The sequence below is a fragment of the Nostoc spongiaeforme FACHB-130 genome, assembly GCF_014698475.1.
Lineage (GTDB): Bacteria > Cyanobacteriota > Cyanobacteriia > Cyanobacteriales > Nostocaceae > Nostoc_B > Nostoc_B spongiaeforme.
Map to the genome: position 1 here is coordinate 135018 of NZ_JACJTB010000001.1, position 21421 is coordinate 156438.

The 21421-nt window shown below is 42.0% G+C and carries 19 protein-coding genes and 1 pseudogene; 7 read left to right on the plus strand and 13 right to left on the minus strand.

Annotated elements, in window-relative coordinates:
• Positions 1-169: 169 nt before the first annotated feature.
• On the plus strand, positions 170-1585 hold the full coding sequence (locus H6G74_RS00570) for an isochorismate synthase (RefSeq protein ID WP_190965824.1): 1416 nt from the start codon (positions 170-172) through the stop codon (positions 1583-1585).
• Between the two features lie 379 nt (positions 1586-1964).
• Here H6G74_RS00570 and H6G74_RS00575 read toward each other — a convergent pair whose 3' ends face one another.
• Positions 1965-5897: a tetratricopeptide repeat protein gene (locus tag H6G74_RS00575; protein ID WP_190965825.1), complete on the minus strand. Its 3933-nt coding sequence runs from the start codon at positions 5895-5897 to the stop codon at positions 1965-1967.
• 199 nt (positions 5898-6096) lie between these two features.
• Between H6G74_RS00575 and H6G74_RS00580 the strand changes: the two genes are divergently transcribed.
• The 3 genes from H6G74_RS00580 to H6G74_RS00590 are packed head-to-tail and all read left to right on the plus strand — an operon-like array spanning position 6097 to position 7035.
• Entirely contained in the window at positions 6097-6471 is a 375-nt protein-coding gene (locus H6G74_RS00580; protein WP_190591192.1) for a type II toxin-antitoxin system HicB family antitoxin, read from the plus strand.
• Entirely contained in the window at positions 6471-6896 is a 426-nt protein-coding gene (locus H6G74_RS00585) for a type II toxin-antitoxin system VapC family toxin (RefSeq protein WP_190965826.1), read from the plus strand. Before H6G74_RS00580 ends, H6G74_RS00585 begins: the two co-directional genes overlap by 1 nt.
• On the plus strand, positions 6871-7035 hold the full coding sequence (locus tag H6G74_RS00590) for a hypothetical protein (RefSeq protein ID WP_190965827.1): 165 nt from the start codon (positions 6871-6873) through the stop codon (positions 7033-7035). The genes H6G74_RS00585 and H6G74_RS00590 overlap by 26 nt, the downstream gene beginning before the upstream one ends.
• Here H6G74_RS00590 and H6G74_RS00595 read toward each other — a convergent pair.
• The 3 genes from H6G74_RS00595 to H6G74_RS00605 form a co-directional block, all read right to left on the minus strand.
• Positions 7032-7655, minus strand: a complete 624-nt coding sequence (locus H6G74_RS00595; RefSeq protein WP_190965828.1) for a cytochrome c oxidase subunit 3 — start codon at positions 7653-7655, stop codon at positions 7032-7034. The genes H6G74_RS00590 and H6G74_RS00595 overlap by 4 nt on opposite strands.
• Before the next feature lie 93 nt (positions 7656-7748).
• The gene (gene ctaD / locus H6G74_RS00600; protein ID WP_190965829.1) at positions 7749-9509 is read right to left on the minus strand and encodes a cytochrome c oxidase subunit I; all 1761 of its coding nucleotides are present in this window, start codon (positions 9507-9509) and stop codon (positions 7749-7751) included.
• A 78-nt stretch (positions 9510-9587) separates the two neighbouring features.
• Positions 9588-10658 (minus strand): cytochrome c oxidase subunit II, encoded by a 1071-nt coding sequence (locus H6G74_RS00605; protein ID WP_190965830.1) that lies wholly within the window; start codon positions 10656-10658, stop codon positions 9588-9590.
• Between the two features lie 406 nt (positions 10659-11064).
• Between H6G74_RS00605 and H6G74_RS00610 the strand changes: the two genes are divergently transcribed.
• Positions 11065-12021 (plus strand): COX15/CtaA family protein, encoded by a 957-nt coding sequence (locus tag H6G74_RS00610; RefSeq protein ID WP_062287289.1) that lies wholly within the window; start codon positions 11065-11067, stop codon positions 12019-12021.
• Positions 12022-12458: 437 nt separating this feature from the next.
• A complete protein-coding gene (locus H6G74_RS00615; RefSeq protein ID WP_190965831.1) occupies positions 12459-13412 on the plus strand; it encodes a heme o synthase in 954 nt (317 codons plus the stop codon).
• 96 nt (positions 13413-13508) lie between these two features.
• Here the strand turns inward: H6G74_RS00615 and H6G74_RS00620 are convergent, their stop codons facing one another.
• The 7 genes and pseudogenes from H6G74_RS00620 to H6G74_RS00650 form a co-directional block, all read right to left on the minus strand.
• The gene (locus H6G74_RS00620; RefSeq protein WP_190591179.1) at positions 13509-13835 is read right to left on the minus strand and encodes a type II toxin-antitoxin system RelE/ParE family toxin; all 327 of its coding nucleotides are present in this window, start codon (positions 13833-13835) and stop codon (positions 13509-13511) included.
• Entirely contained in the window at positions 13819-14106 is a 288-nt protein-coding gene (locus tag H6G74_RS00625; protein ID WP_190965832.1) for a type II toxin-antitoxin system Phd/YefM family antitoxin, read from the minus strand. The genes H6G74_RS00620 and H6G74_RS00625 overlap by 17 nt, the downstream gene beginning before the upstream one ends.
• A gap of 246 nt (positions 14107-14352) precedes the next feature.
• Positions 14353-14655 (minus strand): annotated as a pseudogene (locus H6G74_RS00630) (DUF1257 domain-containing protein); the annotation flags it as partial.
• A 1174-nt stretch (positions 14656-15829) separates the two neighbouring features.
• Positions 15830-16942: a hypothetical protein gene (locus H6G74_RS00635; RefSeq protein ID WP_190965833.1), complete on the minus strand. Its 1113-nt coding sequence runs from the start codon at positions 16940-16942 to the stop codon at positions 15830-15832.
• Positions 16943-16945: 3 nt separating this feature from the next.
• Complete coding sequence (locus H6G74_RS00640) at positions 16946-17899, minus strand: AAA family ATPase (RefSeq protein WP_190965834.1); 954 nt, start codon at positions 17897-17899, stop codon at positions 16946-16948.
• Positions 17884-18633: a hypothetical protein gene (locus H6G74_RS00645; RefSeq protein WP_190965835.1), complete on the minus strand. Its 750-nt coding sequence runs from the start codon at positions 18631-18633 to the stop codon at positions 17884-17886. The genes H6G74_RS00640 and H6G74_RS00645 overlap by 16 nt, the downstream gene beginning before the upstream one ends.
• Positions 18588-18950, minus strand: coding sequence for a helix-turn-helix domain-containing protein (locus H6G74_RS00650; protein ID WP_190965836.1), 363 nt, complete (start codon positions 18948-18950; stop codon positions 18588-18590). The genes H6G74_RS00645 and H6G74_RS00650 overlap by 46 nt, the downstream gene beginning before the upstream one ends.
• A 182-nt stretch (positions 18951-19132) precedes the next feature.
• Between H6G74_RS00650 and H6G74_RS00655 the strand changes: the two genes are divergently transcribed.
• On the plus strand, positions 19133-19312 hold the full coding sequence (locus tag H6G74_RS00655; RefSeq protein ID WP_190965837.1) for a hypothetical protein: 180 nt from the start codon (positions 19133-19135) through the stop codon (positions 19310-19312).
• Between the two features lie 91 nt (positions 19313-19403).
• Here H6G74_RS00655 and H6G74_RS00660 read toward each other — a convergent pair whose 3' ends face one another.
• Positions 19404-20273, minus strand: a complete 870-nt coding sequence (locus tag H6G74_RS00660; RefSeq protein ID WP_313888445.1) for a CPBP family intramembrane glutamic endopeptidase — start codon at positions 20271-20273, stop codon at positions 19404-19406.
• Between the two features lie 170 nt (positions 20274-20443).
• Positions 20444-20875 (minus strand): AbrB family transcriptional regulator, encoded by a 432-nt coding sequence (locus H6G74_RS00665; protein ID WP_062287281.1) that lies wholly within the window; start codon positions 20873-20875, stop codon positions 20444-20446.
• Positions 20876-21421: the final 546 nt, after the last annotated feature.

The following is a 21421-nucleotide window of genomic DNA, read 5'->3' on the forward strand; positions in this document are numbered from 1 at the left end:
TTAGTTACAGGCTGAAACTGAGCATAGATTGTCAGCGTTTGGTAATACCTAAAACAAAGCAAACTATACTCTGGTGAAATGTCGTCTGAATATGATACCTGTAGAAATAGACCATGATTAATTACACTTTAGGAAGATTACTTAAAAAAAATTTACTATTCCTAGATCCATGACAGTTTCACCATGTCGTAACAACTTCTTTGTAACGCACAAAGACATATACCAATTTCTGTTAGCGGTTCAAGAAAATTGCCTCACAAATAATTGTCAGCAAATTGTGAGTATTTCCCTAGAACTCGAATGGGTTGATCCTTTAGTTGTATTGGATAAACTAGCGCAAGCAAATGAAATAAATTTTTACTTTGAGAATAGAGGTAAAGGCGAAGCGATCGCCGCGATTGATGCTGTCACAAAATTACAAATTAATGGGCAAGACCGATTTAATCAAGCAGAATATTTTATCAAAAGTTGTCTAAAAAATATAATTCCTTTTGGAGATATTCACAAACCTTTAGCCGTCCCCCGTTTTTTTTGTTACTTTAGTTTTTTTAACCAAAATATTCAAACAGATTATCCTTTTCCTTCCGCGACGATATTTTTACCGCGCTGGCAAATAGCTGTAAAAAATCAGGACTGTATCTTAGTGGCTAACCTATTAATCACAGCCAACACCAATTTAGATAAAATCTGGCATGATTTATGGAGTAAAGTCGAACTAATTAATTCTTTAGAATATTTCTCACCTAAACTTGACTTTTTCTCAACCCACTTGAGTAAACAACCTGTAACACAAGGTACAGCATTTAAGCGTTCTGTTGTTTCGGCTTTAGAAAAAATCCAAGCTAGTCATCTCAGCAAAATTGTTTTAGCAGATGCTTTAGATGTCAGGGCCAATCATCAGTTTAATTTATATAAATCATTAGATAATCTCCGACAAATTCATCCTAATTGTTATGTTTTTTCCACCAGTAATGGTAAAGGGCAAAACTTTATCGGTGCAAGTCCAGAAAGATTAATTTGTATTCAAAATCAACAATTAATCACCGATGCTTTAGCGGGTTCTGCGCCACGGGGTAAAACACCAGCCGAAGACGCGGCGAATGCAAATCGCTTACTCAACAGTGAAAAAGAAAGACACGAACACTCATTAGTCATTGATTTTATAACTCAACGCTTATCACAGCTAGGATTATCCCCCCAAACATTACCGCCACGTCTGCGACAGCTATCTAACATCCAACATTTATGGACACCCATTAGCGCCACTGTTCCCCCTAACGTCCACCCCTTAAAAATTGTGGCTCAACTGCATCCGACACCAGCCGTTGCTGGCGCAGCGCGAGATGTGGCTTGTGCAGAAATTCGGCGTTACGAAAGCTTTGAGAGGGGTTTATATGCTGCACCTCTGGGTTGGATAGACTCGCAAGGTAACTGCGAATTTATTGTGGGGATTCGTTCGGCATTAATTGATGGCGATCGCGCTAGACTGTACGCAGGTGCCGGTATCGTCGCCGGTTCTGACCCCGATAAAGAATTTGCTGAAGTCCAACTCAAACTCCAGGCGTTATTGAAAGCGTTAGTTTAGTCATTGGTTATTGGTCATTGGTCATTAGTTCTTTGTCAGTACAAATGACCAATAGCTCTAAGTTGTGCGATCGCTTTGAAAACCTGTCATTGCGTTCGCGTAGCGTCTCGCAGAGAGGAGGAACGACGAAGCAATCGCCAAAACTACGAGATTATGCGATTACTTCGCTCCGTTATCACTGCGCTCGTAATGACAATTTCAGGAGGCTATAACGTCTGAAACCCTTGCAGCTACCACTTGTGTGTACACCGTAGTCTTTTTAAGGGGGTCGCCGTAGGCGGGGGGATCTAAATCTAGGATGAGTAAGGCTTTATCCGAAAAGTATTGACTCGACGATTAGATCCCCGACTTCTTAAAGAAGTCGGGGATCTGGAAAAACTCAAAAACGCTCAAATAACCACTCATCGCCAACAATCGCCTCTAACAGTTGCACTAAACGCGGGATAAAATAATTAGGGTCATTTAACCGTTGCTGCTCAATCCAAGTAACCAAAGCTTCCGGTTCAATACCTTGAGCAGTAGCCGCACCTGCTAAAATCTTAAAACTGCGCTGTTGCAACTCCTCTAACTGCGGATACTCATCACCGCGAACTTGACAGAAATACATTGCAACTGCACCTAACAAAGCTTCCATCTCATCGCTTTGGGGTATGCGATCATACATAGACCGGAGCGTATCTATGGTATCATTCAAAGGTACTTGCACTCGCAAACACAGCCACACAGCTTGAGCAAGGTAAACAAGCCCCTTGCTTTCCATAGATAAACCTAAGTTATTTAAAACAGTACACAAATCAATATAAGCGTGAACTTGGGCGAATAATTGCGCGGCTTGCAAGTTGAGTTCTAATTGTTCTGTTTTATTTTCCCTCTCTCTTTCACAATAAGCCATATTCACCAGTGACATAGCTTTACCTTGCACATCGTTGATGCTGTCTGCAATTTCCAAAGATTGCTGGTACAGTGCGTAAGCCCCTGTAACATCTCCCTGTTGGGCTTTTAATTGAGCCATGTTGTTTAGCGTCGCTGCTTTCCTTCCCACATCGTTGATGCTTTGTGTGATATCCAAAGATTGCTGATAAAGAGCGATCGCGGCTGTGACATCTCCCTGTTGCGCTTTTAATCCTGCCATGTTGTGTAGTGTAATGGCTTTGCCTTGAACATCGTTGATGTTTTCTTGGATATCCAAAGATTGCTGAAAAATGGCAAGCGCCCCTGTAATATCTCCATATTGCATTTTTAAATAAGCCATGTTGTTTAGCGCGATGGCTTTGCCTTGGACATCATTGATGCTTTCTTTAATATCCAAAGATTGTTGAAAAAGAGTAATAGCACTAGTGATATCTCCTTGTTGAGCTTTTAATATTGCCATACTGTTTATGGTTGTAGCTTTTCCGCGGAGATCGTTGATATTTTCTTGGATATCCAAAGATTTTTGAAAAAGAGCAATTGCATCTGTGACATCTCCCTGTTGGACTTTTAAAAGAGCCATTTCGTGGAGCGTAACGGCTTTACCTCGAACATCGTTGATGCTTTCTTTTATATCCAAAGATTGCTGGAAAAGAGCAATTGCATCTGTGACATCTCCCTGTTGGACTTTTAAACGAGCCATTTCGTGTAGTGTGGCGGCTTTCTCTCCCACATTGTTGATGCTTTCATTGATATCCAAAGATTGCTGATAAAGAGCGTAAGCCCCGGTAACATCTCCCTTTTGGGCTTTTAATCCTGCCATGTTGTGGAGCGTCACCGCTTTTCTTGTTAAATCATCTTCTGGACACAGTTCTAAAGCTTGTTCATAATGCGTCAGTGCTTCCTTGACAAAACCCAACATTCTTTCCGCCCTAGCAATAGTTCCTAAAATCCGGTAATCTTTACCCAATTGCAGAATTTCTTGGCATAATTCCCAACCTTCCATATATCGGCTACGATTCACGCAATTATTAGCAATGTTATCTCCCACACTCACAGCGATTTCTTTTTCCTGCGCCAATACAGCTAACCTAACTATTTCTCGTGCTTGTTCTTCACTGGGGTTATCCGGTTCTTCCCACCAACTGCGGTAAATTATCTGCGTCGCTGCTTTTTGCGTAGTTTGCCATTCTTCTTCAGTTAATAGTGGTTGCAGCAATGGTGCTAAAATCGTCGTCACTCGATATTCTGGCGTTTGCTTGGCATAAGTCGTCCCTGATTCTACTAGGCTGAGGCTAATTAACTTGGGGAGTGGAGAGTGGGGAGTGGGGAGTAGGGGCGAAAGGGAGTTAATAATTTCAATAGTCACCGGCAAACGAAACACACTCAACTGAGCGAGAAACTTTTTCTCCTCATCCTCCAAAGCATTTAACAGCGTTTCCGCCAAAATATTTTCTCGAAACTTAAGCTGTACACCCTCCAACTTTGTCAACAATTCTTCTTCTGCTACATCTGGTAACTGCACCACTTCCACCAACCACTTCAACAAGCGCGGATTTCCGTCAGCAATTTTGAGAAGGCGCTGTTTTTTCACTTGCAACCGCACATCCCCATCCAATTGCCAGTAAATTTTATTAATATCCGCCTCACCCATCGCTGCTAATTTTTCCAAATGCAGACGATGGGGAGGTAAAGTATTTTCTTCCAAATAACGACAGGTGACAATCAACCGACTTTGGGCTTGATTTTCAGACAACGCCGCACACAACGCCGCTAACACATCATAAGCAGCCGTCGTCATTCGCAAACTACTATCAGCCACATTCTCTTGGGGGATATTCTGCTCAAAATCATCCAAAACCAACAACACAGGCTTATCGTGTTCGTCTTCTATCGCTTCAAAAAAGTTCTGCAACCGCCCTTTAAACGAAATTCCCGGTTGATTTAACAAAGCTGGTACACCTGCAAACCGTTCATACTTACTCGCCAGTTTGTTAATTAACCCTACCTCATCCACCACCCCAATCAACACCACCCGTTCAAATTTCGGGCGTTGCGCTTGCACCCGCGTACACAACCGCGCCGCCAGGGAACTCTTACCCAAGCCTCCCATCCCCGCAATGAATACGCCGATATCATCGCTAGTTTGTTTTAACGCCCGCATTCCCCGTTGCAATGCTTTTCTTCGCCCGACAAATTCCCCATGACTAGCAACTTTAACGATGTTATTTTCATCCAGAAATTCACTTTCAGGCGGTGTAAACTTCAACTTCTCCCGCTTTTTAGTATTTAGCGGTGTGACTAATTCCCTAATAGCGCGACTATCCCGATAAATTCGTAATAAATGCCAATCACTGCATTCTTGAGCGATCATTTCTTGCTGTGCAGCTTTGACAGCATCTTCCACCGTCGCCCCAGTCGCCAAAGCGTGATAAAGTGCCTGAGCCGCAATAATACCAGTTCTATCAAACACCGGACGCGCCCAACCCAAAACTACACCCGCACCCGCTTTCACTAAAGCCTGCGCCATTGAAGGGACTGTTCCCTGGTTGGCAATTTGCCCAGTGTGACAGCCAGAGAGAAACACCACACGCGGAAAACGATTTTGAAAAGCTTTTGCTAAATCATCAACGGTAGTAAATTCTACTTTTCCTTCATCATCTTCTGTGATAAAGCAGGGAGTATAATCCTTAACTTTGCGACCTTTAGGCAAATAACGCCCTAAATCTGCCTCTGTATAAATTACCGCGTGTCCAGTCAAATGAAACACATCAAAATAATCTTTTGCTTCTGACTGAACTAAATTCCCCAATTCAATAACTGAGCCACTTTCCTCGACAATCAACGCCAAAGGCTGTTCTTTTGTGGCTTCGAGGATATTTTTTTCTTCTTGCTCAAATTGTAGCGGCGCAATACCAGGGTGTTCTGGTGATGTCGCCATAAACAACAGCCGCAACGGCCGATTTTGGACATCTAAAACACTAGTATTTCTTTGCTGCACAGTCCGCACAGGTACGGGTACATGATGTCTTTGCAGTAAAAATACTGTGCCATCATGTAACAATTCCCAAGGCAAGTGTGCCAAACCTAACGCCACTTTCTGCGTTTGGGGGTTTAAACTTTGTGCTTCACTGGTTTGAATTAAATCTAAATATATGCGCCCTTCATCTGTCTCATCTAACGCCCTCCGTAGCCATCCTTCCTTACCATCCAGCCAAGAATACAGTTCACGCCCAATATTCCGCAATTGTGCGGTGTCATCCTGCCTTTGAGCATAATATTTTTCTTCACACAGATTAATTAAACTGGCTAACTTATCAGCATCTAGACGGCGTGTACCGTAATTGCAGCGCAATTCAAAAGTTTGGTTTTGGCTAAGAGCAAAGGTGAAGGTGAAAGCCACGGTTACTTAAGTAGTGACTATAGTTACTGTTGCTATGATATCGCGCGATTTTGGAAAGTTGCAGCAGAATTATGGCGCAAGATAAGATCCCCGACTTCTTAAAGAAGTCGGGGATCTCAATCTGAATTTATGTCAAAATATGAAAATAAGACAAATTACAATAAAAATTTCCTCACTCTACATAATTCGGAAAAACTTTATGACTACTAATTTAAACAACAATGAAGTAAATAACTTATCCAAACTCAATTATTCTGTATTAATAGAAGCAAAAAACAATGGATATCAAGCAACAGTTTGGGGTTTACCAGATTGTCAGGTATTTGCAGCCACGCGGGAAGATGCACTAAATAATTTACATACACTGGTGAATAGTCGCTTAAAAAATGTCGAAATAGTTACTCAAGAAATAGAAACACCTTCAGAACATCCTTGGATGAAATTTGCAGGAATGTTTAAAGATGACCCACAATTTGATGATATGCTGGCAAATATCGAAGCATATCGACGCGAATTAGATGCAGAAATGGCAGAATATTACCGCCAATTGGATGCAGAACAAGGCAAAGAATAATGAGTTTGTGGATATTAGATACTGATTCTGTTTCGCTTTTCCAAAATGGACATCCTCTTGTTAGCCAGCGTGTGAGTCAAATTGCTCCTGACAATATAGCCGTGACAATTATTACTTTTGAAGAACAAATTCGCGGTAGATTTAATGTCATTAGGCAAACTGATGCTTTAGATAAATTAGTAATTGCATACTCGAAGCTACACGCAACATACAATTATTTTAATAGTATTAACTTACTTACCTTTACCCAAGAAGCTGCTAATTGTTACGCGCAATTTTTGCAGCAGAAAATTCGGATTGGTACACAAGATTTAAGAATTGCTGCAATTGTAATTGCGAATGATGCGATTTTAGTAACGCGAAATCAGCGTGATTTTTGCCGTGTCCCTGGGTTACGATTTGAAGATTGGACATTGGGAAATTAGTGCGATCGCACTAATTCATCAAGTTACACCGAATGCGATCGCTTCCTCTACATCTCCTAAGTCATCAAAAAAACCCCCAATGGGGGTTGATTTTTTAAGTTATTCGCGTGGAGTGAACAACTTGCTAATTAATACCTAAAGAAGATACAGTAATCCGAATAAAATAATCCAAATTACGTCTACAAAGTGCCAGTAGATTTCTGCGGCTTCAATACCGAAGTGTTTTTCATTACTATAGTGACCGGGAACGCGCGATCGCCACAACACTGCCACAATTGCTAAAACACCAATAGTAACGTGCAGTCCGTGGAACCCAGTCAACACGTAAAAAGCACTAGCAAATAAATTGGTGGTTAAACCAAATTCTAAGTGCATATATTCATATACCTGCCCCGCCAAGAAAATCGCCCCCATTGCGGCGGTGATAGCTAACCAAATTCGCGCCCCCCGCGCATCATTCTTCTTAATCGCCGTATCAGCATTGTGCATCACAAAACTGCTGGCAATTAGATTAACGGTGTTGACTCCAGGCAGCAATAATTCTAACTCTGGAGTACCCGCCGGCGGCCACACAGGTAAGGTGGAACGAAAAGCTAAATAGGCCCCGAACAAGCCCATAAAAATCATCCCTTCAGCCACCAAGAAGACAAACAAACCAAACAAGCGATGATCTGGATGCGCTTCGTGATGATCAACTGTGGCTGCACTGTGATGATGATTAAGTTCGGCTTTAGCTGGGTCAATAATTTGACTTTGCATGAATTTTTATAAAGTGTGAAGTATGAAGTATGAAAAATGCAGTTTGGCTGCTAGATCCCCGACTTCTCTAAGAAGTCGGGGATCTGACCACCACTAATCCCTAGTCCCAGAAACACGCTGTTCCAAGTCAGACTCAATGGTGGGATATGGCTCATCAGGATCAGCACGGAGTACTGAGTTGGGGCCAGCCGATAATAAAGGATTGGCATCGGATAATGGCACACCTTCGGCCGCTCTTTCTAAGCCGTAGTCGTAAGGCCCTGTAGCTAAGACTGGGTATCCCTCAAAATTTTCAATTGCTGGTGGGGAAGTTGTCATCCACTCTAGGGTAAGCGCCCGCCAAGGATTATTACCAGCCTTCTCGCCATACAACCAACTCCAAATCACATTAATAATGAATGGAAAGGTGGAAACAGCAAGTATATAAGCGCCATAAGTACAAATTTCATTCAGCAGCGTGAATTTGGGATCATACTGGGCGACGCGGCGGTTCATCCCCATCATCCCTAGCTTGTGCATTGGTAAGAAGGTCATATTCAGACCAACAATGGTCAGCGCAAAATGCACCTTACCCCAAAATTCGTTGACCATTCGTCCCGTCATCTTCGGGAACCAGTGATAAATAGCAGCAAAAATCCCCAACACGCTACCACCAAACAAGACATAGTGGAGGTGCGCCACGACAAAATAAGTATCGTGGACGTGAATATCAAAGGGTACAGCCGCCAACATTACACCACTGATACCACCAATTACGAAGGTGCCAACAAAACCAATGGCAAACAACATGGCGGAGTTGAGTTGGATTTTACCGCCCCACATGGTTGCTACCCAACTGAAAATTTTGATCCCTGTGGGTACAGCAATGATCATCGTCGTGATCATAAAGAACATCCGCAACCAACCGGGAATACCACTGGTAAACATGTGGTGCGCCCAAACTATCAGTCCCAAAAAGCTAATTGCTAGGGATGAATAGGCGATCGCTTTATAACCGAAAATTGGTTTACGAGAATGTACGGGAATAATCTCCGAAATTGCCCCAAAGAACGGCAAAATCATGATGTACACCGCCGGATGGGAGTAAAACCAGAACATGTGCTGGTAAACTACGGGATCACCGCCACCAGTCGGGTTAAAAAATGTTGTCCCAGCTAATAAGTCAAAGGCCAGCAAAATCAAACCGGCGGCTAAAACAGGAGTAGACATCAACACCAGTGCGGAAGTCGCAAACATCGCCCAACAAAACAAGGGCATTTGATGTACTCCCATTCCTGGAGTCCGCATCTTGATTAGGGTGACGAGAAAATTAATCGCTCCCAAAATCGACGACGTACCCAGCAACAGCACACTCATAATCCAAATCCCTTCACCCACCTGGCCTGTCACCAAGCTCAGAGGCGGGTAGGAAGTCCAACCAGCATCCGGCGCATCGCCTACAGCTAAACTCGCCACCAGCATTAAACCCCCAACAGGGATCATCCAAAAAGCCACAGCATTCAATCTAGGGAATGCCATATCCTTAGCCCCAATCATCAGGGGAATCAAATAATTGGCAAACCCCGCACCCGCCGGCACAATCCACAAGAAAATCATGATTGTGGCGTGCAGTGTAAATAAGCTGTTATATACTTCCGGGGTGACAAAATCGACTTCTGGCGTACGTAGTTCTGTCCGTACCAAGTCAGCTAAAACACCGCCAATGCAGTAAAAAATGAAGGAAGTGACTAGGTATTGAATCCCAATCACCTTATGATCTGTGCTGAAACTAAAGTAGTCTCGCCATTTTCGCTTCCCTGGCTCATCAATCAGCACCGGGATATTGGCAGTTTCTTGTATTTGGGCTTGTGTCATAGGAGTTAGTTGTTCAGTTATCAGTTATCAGTTGTCAGTTATCAGCCTGTTTACTGATCACTGTTGACTGTTGACTGACTAATGGTGAATTTGATGTAAAGTTTCTGGCTTAATTCCCATTTCTTTGATGTATGGGGCGAGAAATTCGTCGGGAGTCAGATTTGCCGGATTAACAGCAATGGCTTGATTCATGGTTTCATGACTTGCCACCAACTGCTCTTGCATCCATTTGTCAAAATTCTCTTGACTTTCTACAACCACTTGGGTTCGCATCGCGCCGTGGTAGGGGCCGCAAAGTTCTGCACAAATCAGGGCATAGTCGCCGACTGTTTTGGGTGTAAAGCGAATTTCGCTTTGTCTACCAGGGATCGCATCTTGTTTCACGCGGAACTCTGGTACCCAAAAGGCATGAATCACATCGTTAGCGGTCATATTGACCTGTACTTCCCGCCCAATGGGAACGTGCAACTCGCCTGTGGTCACTCCGGTGTCTGGGTAGGTAAAAATCCAGGCATATTGCATACCAGTGACATTGACAATTAAACTTGCTGGCTGACCTGCTTTGTCAGGACTAGCCCCCAAAGTTGGAGCCACACTACCAACACCAGGAGCATCAACCTTTTGGGGAATTTGATCCGCATTGCGGACGGCGGCGGTGGCTGGGTCTTGCATCGCCTCATCAGATTTTGCTTGATTGCGGTTGGCAGGAGCTTCCGTCAAAGTAGCAGCTATAGCGGCTCCTGGCATATTCATCGAACTTTGATTCATTGGCGCTTCGTGAACAGCGTGGGGATCGAAGCCACCGATGTCGTTATAAACTTCAAAGCTATAGACAGAAATACCGATGACGATAATGGCGGGGATCGCCGTCCAGAGGATTTCTAGTGGGACATTACCTTCCACTGGTGGCCCGTCTCCTTGATCACCAGGACGGCGACGATATTTAATTACAGAGTAGATTAAAGCACCTTCAACAAGCAAAAATATACCGACAGAAACGGTCATCATCGAGTTAAATAAACCATCAATTAAGATGGCTTCATCTGAAGCTGCTGTTGGCAACAGACCGTGATTTTGACCGTACCAAAGACTGGCTAACGTTAACCCGATGCCAATCAGTAATGTCCAGATGGAACTTGGAATTTTCACGGCTTACCTAGAATTAATTGACTACGTTTTTTTAAAGCTGCCCACTTACTAAGGTAGTCTAGGCTATTAAACAAAAAGCCAAATGGTCTGAAATTTTTATTAATTTTTTCAGCCACTTTCCTATTTCTGAGTAAAAGAGATTTATTAGATACTGACAAGGATAAATAGCTGTAACTGGAAAAATTTAAGAAAAACTTTAGGTTAGTAAAATTGTTTGTCAACTGTCTATTACCACATCTTAAAAAATACCTAAAGCTTCAGACTAAAACTATCTGGAGTGCTTCAAAGTAATAGGTGAAACTCCATCTCGAAACCAAGTTGTATACGCTAGGGTGGAGATGGGTTGGTACGGAAAAATTAAAAATTTTAAGAGAGCTACTACCAAGATCGGCAGAAGGAATCGTTCATGAACGAATTTGTCCTAAAACAACAAAATGATGCGGCAATTGAGCAGCAAAAGCCAAAAGAAATGATTCGTCGCTTGGTGTGGCGTATGGCTGTAGCCACGTTGATTTTAATGGCTATTGGCTCTGCCACCCGTGTAATGAATGCCGGACTTGCTTGCCCAGACTGGCCCCTATGCTACGGGGAACTGGTACCAGCCAAACAAATGAATCTCCAAGTGTTTTTGGAGTGGTTTCACCGATTGGATGCAAGCTTGATTGGTGTGAGCGCGATCGCACTTGCTGGTTTATCTTGGTGGCACCGTCGTTCTTTGCCTGTCTGGTTGCCTTGGGCTGCAAGCTTCGCCCTGTTTTTAATCGTGTTTCAAGGCATCTTAGGCGGACTCACAGTCACCGAATTGCTGCGGTTTGATATCGTTACCGCCCACTTGGGAACAGCACTTTTGTTTTTCACCACCCTACTAGTCGTCGGTACAGCCATAGCTCCATATCAGGGAACTGGCAATGTCGGTAAGTTGCCCTGGATTGGTTTAGCGGCGGCTATTTTGGTGTACGTGCAGAGTTTACTGGGTGCGGTTGTGGGTTCTCGTTGGGCGCTACACCAGTGTTTTGGTACGGCAGAACTCTGCTCTGTGATGTACAGCCATATTTTTGGTTTAGTCCCGCCAACCGTTGCCACCTTAGCCGTAGTGTTAATTTCCTGGCGTACACCAGCCCTCCATCCCGCCTTGCGGCGATTGGCAAATATGGCTGGTGGTTTGTTGGTTTTACAAATTTTGTTGGGAGTTGCTACTTTTCGTTTGCATTTGCAAGTCGAGCCTTTAACTGTCTCTCACCAAGCTGTAGGTGCGGCTTTGTTGGGTACTTTGGTGGGTTTTACAGTTCTAGCATTGCGTGACTGGGCTGCTAATCGTGAAATCAACAGTTTGTCTAACCCAGCTATTAGCTCAAATCCCTAAATTACCCTTTTGGGGATAAACTGATGCGATCGCTACGATGACTCTGGACTAATGGTGATAGGACATTAGCCATGAGTCATTTACCAATTCACTGCATCTCCAGTAACTAGCACTGGTGAAAGTCTACAGATACTTGGCTGTGCTTAAGTTTCTCAACCACTAGCAACTTTTGACGCTTCAAACAGAGAAACGGCAAGGTTAAAGATTCTCACCGAAGAGGCGGAGGGGAAGGGGGCAGGGGGCAGAGGGAGCAAGCCCTTTCCCTAAAGCGTGAAGCGTAGCGAAACTCATGTAAAAAGCCTTTCATCTGAGGCAAATTATAAGCTCCGTCTCACACTATCCCCCTTGCATCCTGCACCCCTGCACCCCTGCCTCTTTTGACCCAACTAAGCCAAGACTAGACACACATTGTTGACAATTAAGGAAACAGAACCAAGATGATTGAGACTAATGTCTCTCGCCACCACGAAACATTCCTCCAGGTAATTCAAAGCTATTACCAACTAACAAAACCTCGCATTATTCCCTTGCTGTTGATTACCACGGCTGGGAGTATGTGGGTAGCAGCTAAGGGACAAGTAGACCCGTTACTGTTGTTAGTCACTCTGACTGGTGGTACTCTGGCAGCAGCCAGCGCCCAGACCATTAACTGTATCTACGACAGAGATATTGATTATGAAATGGAACGGACGCGCCATCGTCCCATGCCTTCTGGCAGAGTCCAGCCAAGAGATGCACTGATTTTTGCAGCCGTTTTAGCTGTACTTTCGTTTACCCTACTAGCTGTGTTTGCTAATTTACTAGCAGCTTGTTTAGCATTCTCTGGCATTGTTTTTTATGTACTGATTTACACCCATTGGCTCAAGCGTCACAGCACTCAAAATATTGTGATTGGTGGGGCGGCTGGCGCAATTCCGGCTTTGGTAGGTTGGGCGGCTGTCACCAATACTTTAAGCTGGCCTGCATGGTTAATTTTTGGGATTGTCTTTTTGTGGACACCTCCCCATTTCTGGGCGCTGGCGTTGATGATTCGTGATGACTACGCCAAGGTAGGCATCCCAATGCTCCCGGTGATTGCAGGTGCAACAGCCACAGTCAAACAAATTTGGTATTATACCCTAACTACAGTCATCGCTACGTTGTTATTGTTTTATCCCCTGCACGCCAGTGGGATTATTTATGCAGCGATCGCAGCTGGTTTAGGCGGATTATTTATCCGCAAATCTTGGTGTTTATTGCAACAACCAGAAGACCGCACTGTAGCCAGAGAACTGTTTCTCTACTCCATCTCCTACATGATGCTGTTATGTTTAGCGATGGTGATTGATAGTCTACCCATTACTCATCATTTGGTAAGTACTGTCATTGCTCAGTTGCACTTATTGAATTAAGGCAGACCAAAATAAATGCGATCGCACTAAGAGAATGAGAGGTGCGATCGTATTTCTCAACATTAAAATACTACTAAACAATAATTTTGATTATTTCTATAACTCCACATCATCTTTTGTCAAGTATTGTTGTGCAGTATGTCTAATTCGATAAATGTTCACTTCAGTTTCAGAGATCCCGAAAAGAATTCGGTAGCGGAATCTTTTCGATTTTCCGTAGAGCAATTGGCGAATCTCCATTCCTAACTCCTCACTTTCAGGAGTGACAGGACAACGAGCCGGAAAGCGTTCAAGCGAATCAATTGCATCAAGCAGTCCGTCAAACCACTTGTCAGCCAAATCTGAATCTTGTTCTCGAATCCAAAGATAGGCATTTTCCGCATCAGCTAATGCCAATGGAGAGATGTCAACACGAAATTCCATGCTTTCTTCTTAAACCTTCTAGTGCTTCTTTAGCTGGAACTCCTTTTCCTTGCTCGATTTCCTGAATTCCTTGTCTGAGTGCAGCTACAGTTTCAGCATATTCTAAACGTTCCAAGAGCTTTTGATAGGCTTTAGCATCCTGGACAACAAGTTGAGCAGCACCATTAACAGTCAGCACGAGCGGTTTTTCGCTTTCTTCCATCTGCTGGATGTACTGTTTGGTGTTTCGCTGAAATTCCGAGAGCGAGTGAATGTTATTGAGGTCAATCATAGACTCAGCATGAAATTAACAGTTAATTTGATGATATAAAAATCAGACTAACATAAATAGTTGAGCGATCGCACTAGGAGAATAAGGGGTGCGATCGCATTTTTAGACGTGTAAATACCAATTCAAATAATGTGTCGCATTCTTTTTGTAAATTGGTATAAGCTAAAAAATTTGCATTAGATTAAATTATTTTGTCTAGAGATTTTTAAGATTTATATTTATTTTTTATTAGATTTCAGATTTTATATTTGCAGCATATTGTTGATTAATTTTATTTATTAGCTCCCTAATATTTTGTTCTTGGCTAATGCTAAATATATCAGCAATCAAATCCAAGGAACCATCTGAATTCTGAGACCAACCAATGTCATATTGACCTTCTAAAACTGCAACGATATCAGCACTAACTCTTTGACCATTCCCACCTCGAACATAAGCATCAGTTTGTACTTTAATTCCTAGTTCATGTAAAGATTGTTTCAGAATTTCGCTATCCGTTATTTTTGTACGTAAAGTACTAAAATGAGCAGATGGTCTTGGCTCTGTCAATGCTTGCCAGTCTTTCTCCAAACCAACAGCTTGGCAAATTGCTATAAAAGAATCTTTAGGGATATCCAATTTCTGCCAAAATCTCATCAGTATAGTAGGTGAAATGTCAGCAGCATAAAGCCAAGCTAAATCTATTTGCTCCCATCCTTTTGTTTGTCGAGCATTATCAACTGCTTTTAAGCCTAATTCGGAAACCTTAAGATTCTCTATTCTGGGTATAGATGAATTTAATAATGAAACTTTAAGTAACTTTTCTTTATCTTGCAGAATCTCCAATAATCTATTAATCTGCTGGTCTTTGAGATTAAGAAGATTTTTGATTTCATCATATTGCTTATTAATGTGCTGTTCTGTTTCAGATTCTTGGATATGTGATTCAACTCCTTGACTTGTAAAGAGTTCATGATTGGTAAACTGATATTTTGGTAACTTACTTAGTATTGATTTAGGCACAAACATATCAAATCCAGCAATATTTAATTGTTTCTCCTGATCTCCTATTAAACTTATAATTTCGGCTGTTGCACTTTCTTGATTACCGCGCACAAATTTTGACATTCCATGAGCATAAATTAGTAATGGCTGAAACTCAGCAAGTGGTTCTGCTACTGTCTCTATTAGAGATGCCATACGAACCCATTCCGTTTTCTCCTCTAGGTTCAATTTTTTCAGAGCTAATGCTAATTCCCTCGCTGCTTCACTGGGTTTTGTATATGCTAAAGCTGTCCATCTTTGAGCTTGAGCAAAATCCCTTGTATCGGGATCATGGCTCTCAAGTTGCTCTCGTACATAAGTCAGCAAAAAATCAGACAATTCATAAATTCGCTGTTCACCAAAGCGGTAATTATCTTGCAATTCTCTTAACAGTAACTTGCGTACTGCTTTATCCATTTCATAGAGTTCATAGCTGACTTCATCACAAAAACTAGAAAGTAACAAATCCGCCACAGCTAACCAAGGAATATTCAACAATTCACCATGAATATCACGCTGGAAATTTGCCCACAGGTGGTAAAGTAAATCTGGGGTGAGAGCTAATGGAAACGCAGCATGATAAGCCAAACAAAGGTGTGCTTCACCGAAACGTTGAGTAAAAGATTCAATTCGACGACTAGCAACTTCTGGCTTCATGCTTTCTACCCTAAAAAACTCCTGGTTAAATTGCTGACTTTCCCTACTTTAATTGTGCATGGCTTCCCCTTCCGCGCAACACATCGATCGCTCGATCAAATCCCTGACGACTAACCTCAAACATTGGTACTAAAAGTGCAATTTCTTCGGCTGTTGTACCAAACCAGCGTTCTGTTGACATAGGATTTAGCCACGCAATATAACGAACTCGCTGCTTGAGTTTGTCTAGAAACTTTTCGGTTAATTCCAAACGTTCCAAACTGAAACCGCCTCGTGCTGCTCCCCCATCACTAAAAATTAAAATCGCAGAATGCTCACGCAGTTGAGCCAGAAAATCTGTGACAGTTTGCGCTTGCTGGCGTGTATGGTCATGGTAAAGATAATTAGTAGGACAGTTATGAAAGTAGTAAATACTAGCTTTTCCCAAGCGTCCACCTCTTACGGCTGTTTCCGCCAAACGCTGAGATAAAGCATGAAAAGGAACCATTGATCCCCTGTGATCAATTAACAAAAATAGTTCAGTTTTATTAATCCGTCTGGGAACAAGCAAAGGTTCTAGTAATATTCCCAGTTGTCCAACTTGCTCAATAGTTGCTTCTATATCTAATTCTGTCGGTAAACCTTGGCGGATAAATCGGCGTAGATGTCGCCAGCTTTGTTTCATCTGTCGCCGTGTTACCGGAAAATATTCATCAGTTTGGGTAAAGCGATTTATAACAATGTCTTCAGAATTCTGAGCAGTAATTTGTACTGCTTCTGCCACTTGCATTTCATCTTCTACCTGCATCAGTTCTGATGAGGCGGATGTAGTATTCAGTAGCTCAGGTGGCTCATCTTTAGTTTCTACCTTTGGAACTTTGGAATCAGAAGCAACAGTAGTTTGATCTCTTGTCTTTTCATTAACAACAGCAGGCTTGAAATCATGTCGCTTTGTCATCACCTGCTCGAAATGATATTTAAACAGATGTTCTTCATCTGAAGATTTGACCCACAAAATACAACACATTTCTGCCAAGGCTTCTTCGTCAGCCGTTCCAAAGCCTGCTTGTAAAGCTTTCAAAACCAGATGGTACTCATCAATACCTAAAGGCAAGCCTGCTTCTCGTAGCCGTGTAAATAATTCCAGCAGTGGTAATTCTTCTTGGGGAGCTTTCATTATTCAAGCTCCTGAGTTCAATACCGATTGCTCACCGTAACGGCGATAATCATCCCAACTCTTGAGCAACACCCCAGGATATAAAAGCTCGGTTTTCAACTTAGTTAGAATTTCATCATCTGGATGATGGCTAAGAATTCTTACCCAATCCATCAGTTCGCTAGTGCTGACCTTTTTACCTACTTCACCTTTGTCTCGCCGCATCTCTTCTCGCAGTTCCAAAAAGCGGTCAATAATTGTGTCTAATACTTCTACTGTGGAAACAGGAAAGTGAGCTTTGACGATTTTTATTAACTGCTCACGCTCAGGAAATTTGACGTAGTGAAATAAACAACGCCGCAAGAAAGCATCGGGTAAATCTTTCTCATCATTACTGGTAATAAAAACAATTGGTGTTGCTTTCGCTTGAATTTGTTTAATTGGACTATTTTGTTTTACTTCTGTGACTTCAAATCTTTTCTCATCAAGCTCTAACAATAGGTCATTAGGAAAATCAATGTCAGCTTTATCGATTTCATCAATCAACAAGACAGTTTTTTGCTCGTTGTTAAATGCACGTCCTAAAGCTCCCCATTCTACGTAAGCATCAGCATCTTTAGCTTTGCTTGTAGCTTCTGCATCGATTTTGGCAGCAGCTAGTTGAGCATCCCGCAGCCTACCCACAGCATCATAGGTATACAGACCGTCTTTTGCTCGACTGGTAGATTTTATATACCAAGCTTCATAGGGTAAACCCAACTCGTAAGCTACAGCACGAGCTAATTTAGTTTTGCCACAACCCGGTTCTCCCTTTAATAATAAGGGTCGTTCAAGTGCGATCGCTAAATTTACAGCCTCTACTAATTTCGGACTGGGCAAGTAAGGGTACAGCAGTTGTCCCGTTTGCGGATCTTGCTCTCCTGGCTGCGGTTGTACCTCGCCAGTATATTTCATTCTCTTATTCAGTGCTTTAGCCATACACGCTCCCACTCATACCAATTACAATCACAGAGTTCACAAATATAGTCCAAAACTGCTTCTGGCTTGCCATCATCACTGTTATTCAAAATATCTAAGGCAATTTTGTCAATTTCAGCCGTCAATTTTTCAGGTAAAGGATGCTGCGACTTCTCCAACCAATAACTCAGTTCATTGTGAGAAAGTTTGGTGATTTTCGGCAATTTTAAAGGAGTGTGAGGTTTCCAGTTCAAGTCAATTGTCTCAGCCCAAGTAATACCCCAGCTATCCACACAGCCAGATAAATCCATTAAAAAGGCTAAAAGTCGATAGTTACGAACGTTTGCTTGAGAATTACAAGCAATAGATGTCAAGGGTTGCCAAAACTTACAAATAAATTCATTGAAATAATCTTCAGGTAATTGATCTAAATTTTGAAAAATCAGAATTACTGTTTGAGATTTCCACAAATTACCCACTTTTTGAGCTATTTCATCACAAGTAGCTAAACGGGCTGCACCTACCGCTTTTCCGAGTTCCCGCCATAAAGCATCAATGGAACTGCTGCGGGTTGCGACTAAAAGGTTTAGGCGATAAATAACACTTTCAGTCCTACCATTAGGCACAAGCCCCAACAATCTATTTAGCAGCCAGCGTTGACCATGTTCTGGTTCACCATGTATTAAACAAGCTCCTATCTGGTGTCTTTCTACAAATTCTCTAAATAGGTTTTCTTGTTTGGTGAATTCAGGCACAGCAAAGCCTTATGTAACTGATTACTATCTAGTCGATTTACACAGACTGGTTTGTAATTATCACTACCAGAATTATCTAAAACATCTGAATCATGAGAAGAAAAATCAGCAATTTTCTTCAAATCTAAATCCAACTTTCGACAAATTTCCTCGAAATTCAAATACTCTACAGCTTTACCATTGAGAAAATTACTAATGGTAGACCTGGCCATTCCTAAATCTTCAGCTAAGTCCTGCTGTCTTGCGTACCCATTCAACGCAAGGGCTTTTTTTACTTTTTGGATGTACTGTTTGCTGACTTTAAGCGATCGCCCCATCTACTATCTTGAACAAGAGTTTTAGAACTATCTCAGTTATTTATCCAACAAAATTCAGTCAAAAGTCAAACATCACTCAATCACACGTAACTCAGGCAGGCTGCACAAATTTCAGACGTAAATAGGTCTCGAACTCAGTCAGGGTAGGTGTTTCATAGATTTATAGAGTTCTCACAAGACCAATGGAAAACCTAGAAGACTTCAAAACTGTCCTCGAAATCATCGTTATTTTGATCACTTTTTCTCAAACTTTTCCACCCCTAGCCTTTGTGGCCGGAGGATTAGCTCTCTACTACGTTCTTAAAGGTAAAGAGGAAGATGAAACACCAGAAAATGAAACCAGGGAAGAAGAGGAGATGTAGCTAAAAATTGAGTAGCGAAGCCATCCTTTAACATTAGATGGCTTTCCCTGTTTGGGCTAATTTATGTGTGTATCTACACATTCTTTTAAAGCTAAAAATACTTAGAAAATAACCAGAGTATTAACCCAGTTCCCAGAACGCAAAAAACCCCAGCTAACCCAGCCAGGGGTTTTTTATATTTACCAGTCCACCATTCGGGTACTTTACCTGTGTAAGTGATGAGTTGGGCTGTATCTATAGTAGCGATCGCCAACACCAAAGCTGCATGTAATCCCCAAGCGATACCCAAACTGCCTTTATCTGCTATTCTCGCCATCACCAACATCATTCCCATCAGCCACAGTCCCGGTACTTGTGGTAAAGTTTCCTGCTGTTCCCAAACTAAGTGCAAGATAGCAAATATACAGCTAGAAATTGTGGCTGCTATCCATATTGGATAATTTCTTTCTAATTCCGTGAACAAAAACCCACGAAAAACTAATTCTTCTACGCCACCGACCAATAACCCTACTAATAAAATTGGTAGCAAGATAGATGGTAAAACTTTAATATTAGCCTGGGCAAATTCACACCAACCAAGCCCCGATTCCACAGCAAACATCACAGCGAGGCTGAATAATCCCAAGCCAAAACCTATCCCCATACCACCCACCAGGGAAAGATTTACTCCTAAGCCATACTCAGTAAAAGACCTACCAAACAACCAAATTACTCCCCAAAGTACCAGGGGAGCTAATAAGTAAAGTGTCACAATCAATGGTAACTTCTGCTCTGGTTGTAAAGGCTTTTTTGGTTGCCAACCCATAACAATAGCAGATATTACTGCCAATGGGAGCCAACATACTACCCAGATCATAAAAAATGCCATCAAAACAACGCCTATTGGTGCATTTTCTTGCAATGACAGTAAGGTGTTGCCTGATGGCTGAAAAAAATTTGCTAAAACAAATAAAAAAAACACGATAGACTTCTTAGGTTGTCTTCAAGACTCTAGTAAAATTTGTGGCTTGAGCAATATGTCTCATCGTATCGTTTTATTAGTACAGAATTCTTAAACAGAGTTATTTGCTCTCGTTGTAGGGATATTTTTTCTCAAAATTTCTCGAAAACTTCTCCCTACCACCCAAGAATTTACTCTTCTTCGTCTAAGTCTTCATCTACCTCATCTATGTCATCTGGGGAGATTTTTTTATCACTTTCACCCAGTTGAATCAGGTGAATATGTTTGTAACCTAGTCTAATTTCAAATTCATCTCCCGGTTTTAAACCCATTGCCTTGGTGTAAGTTGCACCAATGACAATTTGACCATTTTGATGAACGCTAACTCGATATGTCGGTTCGCGGCCACGGCCATCTTTAGGTGCTTCTGGACTTAGGGGAATTCCTCTAGCCGATAGTAAAGCGTCATAAAAATCAGTGAGATTGACGCGCACCTGGTTATTCTTAGTAACAGTGTAATAGCCACACTGCTTTGCTCTTTCTCTTCTAGGTAAATTAGAAAGTTCTTTTACTTTAGCAAGCAGTGCTTTTCCCGTTAATGGTGCAGTTGCAGTTTCTGTCATTACGCTCAAATTATCCTTACTCTCTCCAAACTGATAAACTATGTAGTCTGACGGCAGTATTTAACTCTTGAGCATCCGTAAAAAGATGCTCAAAATTTTAAGGGAAGGGTTAAATTGCTACTGATAGAGGAGCAACAAGCGCCTATATTATGCTTGCCTGCAACAGATTTAAGTCAGCGTTGTCACAGACATTTATTTTGGTGATTTTAGGACACTGTTAACCATGATTCGCCATTGAAAACGCAATAATTTTCTCTTTTGGCGCTACTGTAGCGGTGTAACTTTAAGCCACCTTTACAAATAAGGTTGTTTCTACTCCAAATAAGTAGTAGACCCAAGAAATTGCAGGTTTTCCACTTTCAGTACTTGCCTTTATTGCCCTTGAGTTGTAGGTTTTAACCTTTCTTCCTCTTAAGCTTAAGACAGCATAGTATTTGAATATGCTCTCCTAGACATACAACTTTTGCCTCAGATGTAGAGACACAAAATTTTCTGTCTCTAGGTTACGAAAAAACAAAGTAGTGGTAATCGCGCTTATACGACGCT